The following is an 11,299-nucleotide window of genomic DNA, read 5'->3' on the forward strand; positions in this document are numbered from 1 at the left end:
CCTTCCTGTCCATTCTTGAGGAGAGAGACCATGCAATACGCCCCGCCCGGCTCCGCCGCCGCCCCGCACAGCTTCCGTACCCAGTACGACAACTTCATCGGCGGCCAGTGGGTCCCGCCTGCGGGCGGCGCGTATTTCGACGTGGTCACGCCCATCACGGGCAAGGTCTACACCAAGGCCGCGCGCGGCACGGCCGCCGACGTCGAAAAAGCGCTGGATGCGGCCCATGCCGCGGCCGACGCCTGGGGCAAGACTTCGGCCGCCGCGCGCAGCCAGATCCTGCTGCAAATCGCCGACCGCATCGATGCCAACCGCGAACTGCTGGCCTATGTCGAGACCGTGGACAACGGCAAGGCGATTCGCGAAACGCTCAACGCCGACATTCCGCTGTCGGCCGACCATTTCCGCTACTTCGCCGGAGCCATCCGCACCCAGGAAGGCGGCATCAGCGAAATCGACGGCGACACCGTGGCCTATCACTACCATGAGCCGCTGGGCGTGGTCGGGCAGATCATCCCCTGGAACTTCCCCATTCTGATGGCGGCCTGGAAGCTCGCACCCGCGCTGGCCGCGGGCAATTGCGTGGTGCTCAAGCCCGCCGAGTCCACGCCGATCGGCATTCTTGTGCTCGCCGGCCTGATTGCCGACCTGCTGCCCCCGGGCGTGCTCAACATCGTCAACGGCTTCGGCCGCGAAGCCGGCATGCCCCTGGCCACGAGCAAGCGCATCGCAAAAATCGCCTTCACCGGCTCGACCAGCACCGGCCGGGTGATTGCCCAGGCCGCGGCCAACAGCCTGATTCCCGCCACGCTGGAGCTGGGCGGGAAATCGCCCAACATCTTCTTTGCCGATGTGATGGACAAGGACGATGCCTTCCTCGACAAGGCCATCGAAGGCCTGGTGCTGTTCGCCTTCAACCAGGGCGAAGTCTGTACCTGCCCCTCGCGCGCGCTGATCCAGGAATCGATCTACGAGCGCTTCATGGAGAAAGTGCTGCGCCGCGTGGCCGCCATCAAGCATGGCAACCCGCTCGATACCGACTCGATGATGGGCGCGCAGGCCAGCCAGGAGCAGATGACCAAGATCCTGTCCTATCTCGACCTGGGCAAGCAGGAAGGCGCGCAAGTGCTGTGCGGCGGCAACGTGGCCAGGCTCGAAGGCGAGCTCGCGGGCGGTTACTACGTGCAGCCCACGCTGTTCAAGGGCCACAACAAGATGCGCATCTTCCAGGAAGAAATCTTCGGCCCGGTGCTGGCCGTGACCACCTTCAAGGACGAAGCCGAAGCCCTGGAACTGGCCAACGACACGCTCTACGGCCTGGGCGCGGGCGTCTGGAGCCGCAACGGCAACGTCGCCTACCGCATGGGCCGCGCCATCAAGGCCGGGCGCGTGTGGACCAACTGCTACCACCACTACCCGGCGCATGCCGCGTTCGGCGGCTACAAGGAATCGGGCCTGGGCCGCGAAAACCACAAGATGATGCTCAACCACTACCAGCAGACCAAGAACCTGCTGGTGAGCTATAGCGAGAACAAGATGGGCTTTTTCTGAGATCGGCCCACACAACCCTTGATGCGTCGTTGCTGTGCCTTGCCGTGCTATTCGCACTGTCTGCGGCACAGCGCCCAGTCTCAACCGCAAATCTATCGATTTGCCGGGTTGTGTGGACCGATCTAGCGCCCCCGTCCCGTGTCAAGGAGGCCCTCCATGGTCGAACCCGTCATTGCCACTCCCGCCGCGCTGGTGCTGATCGCCGAGCTCAAGCAAAAGCACGGTCCTGGGCTGATGTTCCACCAGTCGGGCGGCTGCTGCGACAACAGCGCGGCCAACTGCTATTTGCTGGGCGAACTGACCACGGGGCCGGGCGATGTCTATCTGGGCCAGATAGGCGGCTGCCCGTTCTACATCGGCCGTGCGCAATATGTGCACTGGCGCCACACGCAGCTGATCATCGACGTGATCGACGGCCATGGCGGCGGCACGTTCTCGCTGGAAGGGCCTGAAGGCAAGAGCTTTCTGACCCGTTCGCGGGTGTTCACCGAGGATGAGTTGACAGAACTCGCCGCCCAGGGCGAGGCGATGCCACCAAGCTGAATCCGTTATCCATAGCGCTCGCGCCGCCCACGGTCCATGCCACTGGCGCGGCCGAGCAAGGGGCAGCGAGGAAGGGCCGCCCCGCACCGAGGCTGCCGTCCCCCTCCACCGAAGGTTGTGAGGGGGAAGCCGCGAAGCGGCTCAGGGGGTGCATCTCACACCACGGACTGAACCCAGCGCTGGATGTCGGCTGCGCCCATGGCGCCCGAAATCCGGCCCAGCTCCTGCCCGTTCCTGAACACCACCATGGTCGGGATGCTGCGGATGTTGTAAGGCGCGGCGGCCTGCGGGTGGGCTTCGGTATCGAGCTTGGCCAGCTGAACGCCGGGAGCCAAGGCCTTGGCCGCCTGCTCAAATGCCGGCGCCCTGCTGCGGCAAGGCCCGCACCAGGGCGCCCAGAAGTCGACCACCACCGGCACCTGGCTGCGTCCCACATGCTTGGCAAAACTCGCCGCATCGAGCGCCACGGGCGCGCCCGTGATCAGGGGCTGGTGGCAGCTGCCGCAATCGGGCGCGCTGGCCAGTTGGTCGCTGGCAACGCGGTTGGTGATGTGGCAATGGGGGCAGACGATGTGCAGGGGATCGGACATGGGGTGAACCTCGGTCATGAGAGATGGAAGACGGGCCGCGACAGCCATTGTCTTTATCTCGGGGCATGGACCTCGGCTTCAAGACTGCCGTTGCAACTTGGGCCCCATCCGCCATCTGCCTACGCAGCGCAGGGCCTGTCAATAGACCACGGATGATGCTTCGCTGAACAGATTACCGTTCTGGTAGACGTGCTGGCTGAGGCACTCGAGGCTGGTGAACTCCATGGCGGCAGTCCAGGCGGAATCGAGCGTGCCGTCACCGCTGCTGCCGAACGTGATGTCATCGTTGACACCATGAAAAGCGCGATGCCCGACGGGCTCGCCCGCCGCTTCATGAAAGACTCTTGTGGGAGGCGGCACTTTTTGAAGCAACCATCGCTTGGCTGCAGTGATAACAAAGGCATTTGTTCACCCCATGGTGGAAATTTCAGCGGGAAGATGCAGAGCCCCGGGAATCGACTCTGCAGGTCCAGGCATCCTAACCCTGAGCAATCAAAAAAACTATCACTGGAATCAGTGTCATTGATTCCAGCTAGATCCCTGGGCGCAGCAAGGCACGCTGCCCGCCACGCATCCGCGGACCAGGGCCGCGCACAGGGTCAGACGAACTTCGCGATCAGCGCCGCGACCACGCTCAACAAAATCGTGCTGGCAAACGGCAGAAAGATCTCGCGGCCAAAGACGCGAAAGCGGAAATCGCCGGGCAGGCGGCCCAGGCCTATGCGCTCGAGCAGGTTGGACAACCCGTTGATCAGCAACAAGGCCAGGAAGATGATGATCAGCCAGCGGATCATGGGGCGCTCACAGCCGGTGCGTGCGGTCGCCCTGGGCAAAGCCCAGCGCCGGCCAGGGCTCCACACCGCGGCTCAGACCGATGACTTTGAACAGTTCGCCCATTTCGTGCTCCATCATCAGTTTGGCGGCCATGGCGCGCTGGCCCTGGGTCATCTGCTCCAGCTGCTGCAGCAGTCCGCAGTTGATCAGGAAATGCGCCTGGGTGGTATAGCCCAGCACGTCCATGCCCGCGTCCTGGGCGGCGACGGCGGTGCCGGTGAAGTTGACATGGGCCGTGATGTCCTTGAGGCCCAGGTCGACCAGCGGATTGTCGTCCATGCGGTGGGCGCGGTGACAGACCAGCGTGCCCATGTGGCGCTGCGGGTGGTAGTACTCGCCTTCGCCAAAGCCGTAATCGATGAAGAAGGCCGCGCCGCGCGTGAGTCGGTCGGCCAGGGTGCGGACAAAGGCTTCGCCCTGGGCGTGGATTTCTGTCAGGTAGTCCTGCGGGCCTTCGATGTCCAGCGGCGGGCGCAGCAGCGTAGGCCGGTCTGCCCAGGCAAACCCCGGCTCGGCTTCGTTCCAGGCCACGCCACGCTCGAACCATTCGCCGCTCTTGCGCACCAGCAGTTGTACCGGCATGGCGTCGAGCACTTCGTTGCCCACCACCACGCCCTGCATGGCGTCGGGCAAGGCATCGGCCCAGTGCAGCTTGTCGGCAAAGGCCGCCAGGCGCTCCTGCTGGCGCGCGCGCAGGCTGCCCGACAGGTCGACGATGGTGTAGCGTGACAGCTTGTCGCCCAGCGTGCCCAGCAGCTGTTCGGCCAGCGCGCCCGTGCCGGCGCCAAACTCCCAGACTTCATCCGTGGCCGTGCGCTCCAGGGCTTCGGCCACCTGGGCCGCCAGCAAGCGGCCAAAGGCGGGCGAGATTTCCGGCGCGGTGACGAAATCGCTGCCGGATTCAGGCATGCTGCCGAACTTGGGCCGCTCGTTGGCGTAATAGCCCAGGCCCGGGCTGTACAGCGCCAGCGCCATGAACTCGTCAAAGCCGAGCCAGCCGCCCGCGGCTTCGAGGCGGGTGCGGATCTGCTGCGCCAGGGCGCCCGCTAAACTTTCACAACTGTCCGTCATCTGAGGTCTGTCTTTCTGGCAACAAGCCGCTATTTTCGGCGGTAATTTCCAATTGCCATTTTTTGCGAGGAATTCCCGTGCACTTTTCGACTGCTGGCGTGAGCCAACGCTGGGTCCTGATCACTGGCGGCGGCCTGCGCCTGGGCCGCGAGTTCTGCCTGGCATTCGCGCGCGCCGGCTGGAACGTGGCCTGCCACTACCTGCACAGCCGGGGCGCCGCCGAAGCCACCTGCGCCGAAGTGCGCGCGCTGGGCCGGCAAGCCCTGGCTTTCCAGGCCGATCTTTCCGACCGCGGCGCGGTCTCGCCGCTGATGGCCCAGGTCTACGCGGCCTGCGGCACCCTGCCCCAGGCGCTGGTCAACAACGCTTCGCTGTTCGAGCCCGACAGCGCCAGCGACTTCGGCGCCGACCTGGACCGGGTCGACCGGCTGCTGCACACCAATACGCTCTCGCCGCTGCTGCTGACCAGCGACTGGGCCAGGCGCTGGCAGGCCCATGACAGTGCCCAGCCGCCGGCGCCCGACAGCCCGCGGCCGGTGGCCATCCATGTGCTGGACCAGAAAGTCTGCAACCTCAATCCCGACTATTTCTCCTACACCCTGTCCAAGCTGGCGCTGGAGCGGGCCGTGGCTTTGCAGGCCCAGGCGCTCGCGCCCGGCGTGCGCATCGTGGGCCTGGCGCCCGGGCTGATGTACCCCAGCGGCCCGCAAAGCCAGGCCAATTACGACCGCGCCGCACGCGTGAATCTGCTGCGTGCGCCCCTGCAGGCACAGCATGTGGCACAGACGGGCGTGTTCTTCGCGGAAAACCCGTCAATCACAGGAATAACGCTATGCGTGGACAATGGACAGCATCTGGTGCCTCTGGAGCGTGATGTCATGTTCATGGTCGACGACTAAAGTCCGGCCCACTGCCCGACAATCCGCCCCTGACTTCACCCTTGCCATCGCCCATCACCATGTCCCATCTCCTGTCCACGGCCCCCAGCCTGTCCACGCACGCCCTGCTGGCCCAGTGTCGGCGGCTGTTCCTCCAGGGGCTGGAAAAGCAGGTCTCCATCGGCATCCACGACTTCGAGCGCGCCGCGCCCCAGCGCATGCGCTTCGACATCGACCTGTATGTGCCGCTTGGCGCGACCACGCCCAGCGCGGACGCCTTGCATGAAGTCGTGGATTACGACTTCGTGCGCGAGGCGGTGCAGCGCGAAGTGACGCGCGGCCATATCGCGCTGCAGGAAACCCTGTGCGATGCCGTGATGCAGGCGCTGCTGGCCCACCCCCAGGTGGTGGCGGCGCGGGTCGCGACCAGCAAACCCGACGTCTACCCCGACTGCGAAGCCGTCGGCGTGGAAGTCTTCACCATCAAGCCGAACGCGGCCGAACTTCTTTTTCATCCATCATGACCCCAGCTGTTGTGGGCAACCAGACCCTGACCTTGACCGGTTTGCGGTTCGACGCCAACCTGGGCATTCTTGCCCACGAAAAAACCGCGCCCCAGCCCATCCAGGTGGATGCCGAGCTGAACCTGGGCCCCCAGGCCCTGCGCCCGCACGACGACGACATCGGCCATGTGCTCGACTACCGCAAGGTACGTCAAATCATCATCGACGAGTGCACGGCCGAGCATGTCAACCTGCTCGAGAGCCTGATCGGCAAACTCGCCCAGCGTCTGATGTTGTTACCCGGCGTACACGGCGTACGGGTGAAAATTGCCAAACTTGAAATTTTTGACGACTGCGAAGTCGCCATTCGCATTGAAACCGGACAATGGTGAGCCATCCATGAACGCCATCACAGAGCACAACCCCTGGATCGACGAAGCACCCGCTGTCGCCCCCACCGACGCCGCCGCCACCAAGGCCGCGGGCATCAAGATCGAACGTGAACAGCACAAGCTGGAAAAGCGCCTGTGCCGCGAAGTCGGCCGCGCCATCGTCGACTTCAACATGATCGAGGAAGGCGACAAGATCATGGTCTGCATGTCCGGCGGCAAGGACAGCTACACCATGCTCGACATCCTGCTGAAGATGCAGCGCCGCGCACCGGTGAAGTTCGAGCTGGTCGCCGTCAACCTGGACCAGAAGCAACCCGGCTTTCCCGCGCACATCCTGCCCGAGTACCTCGAAAGCCTGGGCGTGCCCTTCCACATCGAGACCCAGGACACGTACAGCGTGGTCAAGCGCGTGATCCCCGAAGGCAAGACCACCTGCGGGCTGTGCAGCCGCATGCGCCGCGCCATTCTGTACAAGGTGGCCGACGAACTGGGCTGCACCAAGATTGCGCTGGGCCACCACCGCGACGACATTCTGCAGACCCTGCTGCTCAACATGTTCTACGGCGGCCGCATCAAGGGCATGCCGCCCAAGCTGGTCAGCGATGACGGCAAGCACGTGGTGATCCGTCCCCTGGCCTATGTGCCCGAGAAGGACACGGAACGCTGGGCGAAGTCGCAGAACTTCCCCATCATTCCCTGCAACCTCTGCGGCAGCCAGGACGGCCTGCAACGCGTGGCCATGGGCGAAATGCTGCGCGAATGGGAGAAAAAGCACCCCGGCCGCATCGAGAACATGTTCCGAGCCATGCAGAACGTGGTGCCCACGCATATGCTGGACCCCAAGCTGCACGACTTCAAGAACGCCAAGGCCTCCGGCATTGCGAACCCCGAAGGCGATATGGCTTTCGACCACGAGGAATTCCCGACCGCTGCCAGCCTGCCCGGCGTGCAGGTGATACAGCTGTCCTGACCCTGACGGCACGGGGGGGTCGGGCTCGCAGCCCCCCGCCCAGGTTTTGCATTGCGAGCACGGAAGGAAACTGCCATGGCCACCATTCGCTGGAAACTCTCCCTCACGGTGCTCGGTTGCGCCGCCCTGCTCGCCGGCTGCGCCAGCGTGCGCGAAGTGCAAAGCGATGTGCAGAGCTATTCGTCGCTGTCGGCACTGCCTCAGCCGCCCACCTACCGACTGGAGCTGCTGCCTTCGCAGCAGGCCCAGGCACCGCAATTCGCGACCATAGAGGCACTGGCCCAGCAATCGCTGGCCAAGGTCGGGCTGCAGCGCGACGACAGCCAAGGCACGCTGGTGGTGCAGATCGGCGCCCAGGCGCGCTACACGCGCGACAACTCGCCCTACTACTACGGCGGCCCCTACGGCCCACGCTGGAACTGGGGACTGGGCTTCGGCCGCGGCGCCGGCTGGGGCATGGGCTTTGGCGGCCCCTGGATGTTCGATGCACCGCCTCCGCTGCACTACCGCGCCGTGAGCGTGGTGATGCGCGAGCAGCGCACGCAACGCATCGTCTACGAAACCTCGGCCGTGCATGAAGACGTCTGGACCAACGATCCGGCGATTTTTGGCGTGCTGTTCGACGCCGCGCTCAGCGGCTTCCCTCACCCACCGCAGGGAACGCGCAAGATCCGCACGCCGCTGGCGGTGTCGGGGCCCGCAGAGCCCGCGACACCTGCCGTGCCCAGCGCGCCACCCGCCAAGCCCTGATCGTCCCACGCCTTGGCGCGCAGCGTCAGCGCAGTGGGGCCTCATCGCTCCAATGGAAATGCACGCGCGGCTGGATCTCGGCGATCTGCGCGCGCAGCAGGGCCGCCAGGCGCGCAGTCTCGCGCTGCGTGAGCCGCGCGACCGTGGTCGACAAGCTGATGGCCGCGAACGCGCGCCCACCGGCATCGACCACCGCGTGGCCGACTGCGGCGGTGTTGGTATTGAGGCAACCGCCGCTGCGCGCATAGCCCAGCGCACGGGTCTGCTCGAGCAGGCCGCGCAGCGCAGACTCGTCCAAACCACCATAGCGGCCCAGTGACTCGGCATTGGCCTGCAGCGCGGCCTCGATCAGCGCATCGTCCTGGGCGGCCATGAGGGCCAGGCCGGCAGCCCCCACGCCCAGCGGGCGGCGCCCACCCACCGTGACACTCAGTGGCGGATCGAGCTTTTGCATATTGGTGTGGGCATAGCAGACGGCCTCGTGCCCACTCAGCACGAACAGGTAAGCGGCATAGCCGGTGGTATCGGCCAGCTGCTGCAAGTGGGCCGTGAAAAGCGGCGCCACGTCATGGCGGCCACGTGCGGCCAGACCATGTTCAAACGGGCGTCGTCCCAGCACGTAGCTGCGGCCATCGGGCAACGGCGCCACCAGGCGCGCAGCCATCATGTCGCGCAGCAGTCGGTGCACGGTGGGATGCGGTATGCCCGATTGGCGCGCAATGTCCGACAGCGTCAGGCCGCGCGTATCGTAACGAGAGAGCTGATCGAGGATACGCAGCATGCGGTCGAGCACCAAAGTCGCCATAGTTGTCCACCCAATGGAAAAACCGATTGTAGGACTGCGGTGGATCGCAAGAATACCCACGACGCCACGCAATCGCGCGGCCGCACGCTTATAAACATCCGCAGGAGACACCATGCCCCGTTCCACCACTGCCAGCTTTTTCCACCCACCGCGCCGCAGCGTGCTGTGCGCCGCGGCAGCACTGCTGTGCCTGGCCGCCGGCCCGCTGAGCGCGCAAGAAGCATTTCCGTCCAAGCCCATCCGTTTCATCGTGCCCTATGCGGCGGGCGGAACGACCGACCTGGTGGCGCGCACGGTGGGTGCACGCATGGCGCAGACGCTGGGCCAGCCGGTGATCATCGAAAACCGCGCTGGCGCGGGCGGCAACATCGGCATGGACGCGGTCGCCAAGTCGGCACCGGACGGCTACACCGTGGGCATGGGCGCGATTTCGACCAACGCCCTGAATCCGCACATCTACAAGAAGATGCCCTTCGATCCGCGCAAGGACTTCACCGCGATCGGCCAGCTTGGCAACTCGACCATCGTGCTCGAAGTGGGCGCCGCCCTGCCCGTGAAGAACGTGGACGAACTGCTGGCCCATGTGCGCAAGAATCCAGGCCTGCCCTACGCCACGGCCGGCGCCGGCACCTCGATGAACCTCGCCGGCGTGCTGTTCGCCCAGATCAGCAAGACCGACTGGGTGCATGTGCCGTACAAAGGCAGCGCACCGCTGATCACCGACTTGATCGGCGGCCAGGTGCCGGTGGCATTCGACAACCTGCCGGCCTCCCTGCCGCACATCCAGTCCGGCAAGCTGCGCGCCCTGGCCGTGGCCGGCGTACAGCGCTCGCCCGCGCTGCCCAATGTGCCTACCCTGGCCGAGGCCGGTCTGAAGGACTACGCCGTGGAGCCCTGGTTCGGCGTCTACGGCCCTGCCGGCCTGCCGTCCGCCGTGACGCAGCGCCTGAGCAAGGCACTGGAAGAAGCGCTGGCCGAGCCCGCCGTGAAAGACAAGCTGCTGGCCGCGGGCTTCACGCCCCGCAGCTCGACCGCGGCCGAATTCGATGCGCTGACAAAGCGCGAGTACGAGCGCCTGGGCAAGGTCGCCCGCAGCGCGAACATGAGCAACGACTAAGCCACCAGGAGGCCGCCACCATGTACCCAGCACCCGACACCACCCACGACACACAGCTGCGCAGCTGGGTTGCCAGCGCCAACCAGCAGGGCTGTGACTTTCCGATTCAGAACCTGCCGTTCGGCCGCTTTCGCGTGGCGGGCAGCGGCCAGACCTTGCGCATCGGCGTCGCCATCGGCGACCAGATCCTCGACCTGCAGGCCGCCGGCCTGATCGACAGCGACGACATGAACACGCTGATGGCCGCCCCGGCGGCCGAGCGTCAGGCGCTGCGCCGCAACCTCTCGCAGGGGCTGAGCGAAGGCAGCGCGCAGCAGGCCGCCTGGTCCAAAGCGCTGGTGACCCAGGCGCAGGCCGAAATGGCCCTGCCTTGCCGCATCGGCGACTACACCGATTTCTACACCAGCGTGCACCACGCCACCAACGTGGGCCGGCAGTTTCGCCCCGACAACCCGCTGCTGCCCAACTACAAATGGGTGCCTATCGGCTACCACGGCCGGGCCTCGTCGATCGGCGTCAGCGGCCAACGCGTCAAGCGCCCGCAAGGCCAGACCATGGCGGCCGGTGCATCGACCCCGGTGCTGGGGCCTTGCAAACGCCTGGACTACGAGATGGAGCTGGGCTGGTTCATCGGCCAGGGCAATGACTTGGGCGAGCCCATCGCCATAGGCGCGGCGGAGCAGCACCTCTTCGGCGTGGCGCTGTTCAACGATTGGAGCGCGCGCGACATCCAGGGCTGGGAATACCAGCCGCTGGGACCGTTTTTGTCGAAAAACTTCGCCAGCACGCTGTCGCCGTGGATCGTGACGATGGAAGCGCTGGCGCCGTTTCGCGCGCCCTTTGTACGCGACGAGAACGATCCGCAGCCGCTGCCCTACCTGGACACGCCGGAGCACCGCGCGCAAGGCGCTTTCACGATCACGCTCGAAGTGCTGCTGCAGACCAGCCGCATGCGCGCCGCCGCCGAGCCCGCCGTGCGACTGTCCTGCACCAACACCACGCGCGCCGCCTACTGGACGCCAGCGCAGCTGGTCACGCACCACACGGTGAACGGCTGCAACCTGCAGCCCGGCGACCTGCTGGGCTCGGGCACGCTGTCCGGCCCCGAGCCGCACGAGGCCGGCTCGCTGCTGGAGTTGGCCGGCAGCGGCAAACACCCGATCACACTGCCCAACGGCGAGCAGCGCAGCTTTCTCGAAGACGGCGACACGCTCACGCTGCGCGGTTGGTGCGAGCGCGCGGGCGCGGTGCGCATCGGCCTGGGCGAGGTCAGCGGGACGGTGATCGGCTGACGG

At 65.8% G+C, this 11,299-nt stretch carries 14 protein-coding genes; 9 read left to right on the top strand and 5 right to left on the bottom strand.

Annotation, left to right across the window (positions count from 1 at the left end; all coding sequences use genetic code 11):
• Positions 1 to 30 precede the first annotated feature (30 nt).
• Both exaC and N0K08_RS07185 read left to right on the top strand, forming a co-directional pair.
• Complete coding sequence (exaC, locus tag N0K08_RS07180; protein ID WP_261499423.1) at positions 31 to 1,551, top strand: acetaldehyde dehydrogenase ExaC; 1,521 nt, start codon at positions 31 to 33, stop codon at positions 1,549 to 1,551.
• A gap of 156 nt (positions 1,552 to 1,707) precedes the next feature.
• Positions 1,708 to 2,094 (top strand): DUF779 domain-containing protein, encoded by a 387-nt coding sequence (locus N0K08_RS07185; RefSeq protein WP_261499424.1) that lies wholly within the window; start codon positions 1,708 to 1,710, stop codon positions 2,092 to 2,094.
• A gap of 155 nt (positions 2,095 to 2,249) precedes the next feature.
• Here the strand turns inward: N0K08_RS07185 and trxC are convergent, their stop codons facing one another.
• From trxC to N0K08_RS07205, 4 genes are all read right to left on the bottom strand, one after another.
• Positions 2,250 to 2,684 carry a thioredoxin TrxC gene (gene trxC, locus N0K08_RS07190; protein ID WP_261499425.1) on the bottom strand — a complete coding sequence of 145 codons (435 nt, stop codon included), beginning with the start codon at positions 2,682 to 2,684 and terminating at the stop codon, positions 2,250 to 2,252.
• A 138-nt stretch (positions 2,685 to 2,822) separates the two neighbouring features.
• On the bottom strand, positions 2,823 to 3,056 hold the full coding sequence (locus N0K08_RS07195) for a hypothetical protein (RefSeq protein ID WP_261499426.1): 234 nt from the start codon (positions 3,054 to 3,056) through the stop codon (positions 2,823 to 2,825).
• A 227-nt stretch (positions 3,057 to 3,283) separates the two neighbouring features.
• On the bottom strand, positions 3,284 to 3,478 hold the full coding sequence (locus N0K08_RS07200) for a DUF2905 domain-containing protein (protein WP_261499428.1): 195 nt from the start codon (positions 3,476 to 3,478) through the stop codon (positions 3,284 to 3,286).
• A 7-nt stretch (positions 3,479 to 3,485) separates the two neighbouring features.
• Positions 3,486 to 4,589, bottom strand: coding sequence for a class I SAM-dependent methyltransferase (locus N0K08_RS07205; RefSeq protein WP_261499429.1), 1,104 nt, complete (start codon positions 4,587 to 4,589; stop codon positions 3,486 to 3,488).
• A gap of 77 nt (positions 4,590 to 4,666) precedes the next feature.
• On the opposite strand from N0K08_RS07205, the gene N0K08_RS07210 reads away from it, so the two are divergent.
• The 5 genes from N0K08_RS07210 to N0K08_RS07230 all read left to right on the top strand — a co-directional run bounded on the left by N0K08_RS07210 (position 4,667) and on the right by N0K08_RS07230 (position 8,082).
• On the top strand, positions 4,667 to 5,488 hold the full coding sequence (locus N0K08_RS07210) for an SDR family NAD(P)-dependent oxidoreductase (RefSeq protein ID WP_261499431.1): 822 nt from the start codon (positions 4,667 to 4,669) through the stop codon (positions 5,486 to 5,488).
• Positions 5,489 to 5,547: 59 nt separating this feature from the next.
• Entirely contained in the window at positions 5,548 to 5,991 is a 444-nt protein-coding gene (locus N0K08_RS07215; RefSeq protein ID WP_261499433.1) for a dihydroneopterin aldolase, read from the top strand.
• The gene (locus N0K08_RS07220; RefSeq protein WP_261499434.1) at positions 5,988 to 6,362 is read left to right on the top strand and encodes a dihydroneopterin aldolase; all 375 of its coding nucleotides are present in this window, start codon (positions 5,988 to 5,990) and stop codon (positions 6,360 to 6,362) included. Before N0K08_RS07215 ends, N0K08_RS07220 begins: the two co-directional genes overlap by 4 nt.
• A 7-nt stretch (positions 6,363 to 6,369) precedes the next feature.
• A complete protein-coding gene (gene ttcA, locus N0K08_RS07225; protein WP_261499436.1) occupies positions 6,370 to 7,332 on the top strand; it encodes a tRNA 2-thiocytidine(32) synthetase TtcA in 963 nt (320 codons plus the stop codon).
• Positions 7,333 to 7,407: 75 nt separating this feature from the next.
• Positions 7,408 to 8,082 carry a DUF4136 domain-containing protein gene (locus tag N0K08_RS07230; protein WP_261499437.1) on the top strand — a complete coding sequence of 225 codons (675 nt, stop codon included), beginning with the start codon at positions 7,408 to 7,410 and terminating at the stop codon, positions 8,080 to 8,082.
• A gap of 25 nt (positions 8,083 to 8,107) precedes the next feature.
• Here the strand turns inward: N0K08_RS07230 and N0K08_RS07235 are convergent, their stop codons facing one another.
• Positions 8,108 to 8,887, bottom strand: a complete 780-nt coding sequence (locus N0K08_RS07235) for an IclR family transcriptional regulator (protein ID WP_261499438.1) — start codon at positions 8,885 to 8,887, stop codon at positions 8,108 to 8,110.
• A 112-nt stretch (positions 8,888 to 8,999) separates the two neighbouring features.
• Here N0K08_RS07235 and N0K08_RS07240 point away from each other — a divergent pair, with 112 nt between their 5' ends.
• Both N0K08_RS07240 and fahA read left to right on the top strand, forming a co-directional pair.
• On the top strand, positions 9,000 to 10,004 hold the full coding sequence (locus N0K08_RS07240) for a Bug family tripartite tricarboxylate transporter substrate binding protein (protein WP_261499439.1): 1,005 nt from the start codon (positions 9,000 to 9,002) through the stop codon (positions 10,002 to 10,004).
• Positions 10,005 to 10,024: 20 nt separating this feature from the next.
• Complete coding sequence (gene fahA / locus N0K08_RS07245; protein ID WP_261499440.1) at positions 10,025 to 11,296, top strand: fumarylacetoacetase; 1,272 nt, start codon at positions 10,025 to 10,027, stop codon at positions 11,294 to 11,296.
• The last annotated feature ends 3 nt before the right edge of the window (positions 11,297 to 11,299 follow it).

It is taken from the genome of Acidovorax bellezanensis (genome assembly GCF_025421555.1).
Classification (GTDB): Bacteria; Pseudomonadota; Gammaproteobacteria; order Burkholderiales; family Burkholderiaceae_C; genus Comamonas; species Comamonas bellezanensis.

Coding starts and splice junctions, on each gene's coding strand:
- exaC (WP_261499423.1), top strand. CDS start 31: ATGCAATACGCCCCGCCCGGCTCCGCCGCCGCCCCGCACAGCTTCCGT.
- N0K08_RS07185 (WP_261499424.1), top strand. CDS start 1,708: ATGGTCGAACCCGTCATTGCCACTCCCGCCGCGCTGGTGCTGATCGCC.
- trxC (WP_261499425.1), bottom strand. CDS start 2,684: ATGTCCGATCCCCTGCACATCGTCTGCCCCCATTGCCACATCACCAAC.
- N0K08_RS07200 (WP_261499428.1), bottom strand. CDS start 3,478: ATGATCCGCTGGCTGATCATCATCTTCCTGGCCTTGTTGCTGATCAAC.
- N0K08_RS07205 (WP_261499429.1), bottom strand. CDS start 4,589: ATGACGGACAGTTGTGAAAGTTTAGCGGGCGCCCTGGCGCAGCAGATC.
- N0K08_RS07215 (WP_261499433.1), top strand. CDS start 5,548: ATGTCCCATCTCCTGTCCACGGCCCCCAGCCTGTCCACGCACGCCCTG.
- N0K08_RS07220 (WP_261499434.1), top strand. CDS start 5,988: ATGACCCCAGCTGTTGTGGGCAACCAGACCCTGACCTTGACCGGTTTG.
- ttcA (WP_261499436.1), top strand. CDS start 6,370: ATGAACGCCATCACAGAGCACAACCCCTGGATCGACGAAGCACCCGCT.
- N0K08_RS07230 (WP_261499437.1), top strand. CDS start 7,408: ATGGCCACCATTCGCTGGAAACTCTCCCTCACGGTGCTCGGTTGCGCC.
- N0K08_RS07235 (WP_261499438.1), bottom strand. CDS start 8,887: ATGGCGACTTTGGTGCTCGACCGCATGCTGCGTATCCTCGATCAGCTC.
- N0K08_RS07240 (WP_261499439.1), top strand. CDS start 9,000: ATGCCCCGTTCCACCACTGCCAGCTTTTTCCACCCACCGCGCCGCAGC.
- fahA (WP_261499440.1), top strand. CDS start 10,025: ATGTACCCAGCACCCGACACCACCCACGACACACAGCTGCGCAGCTGG.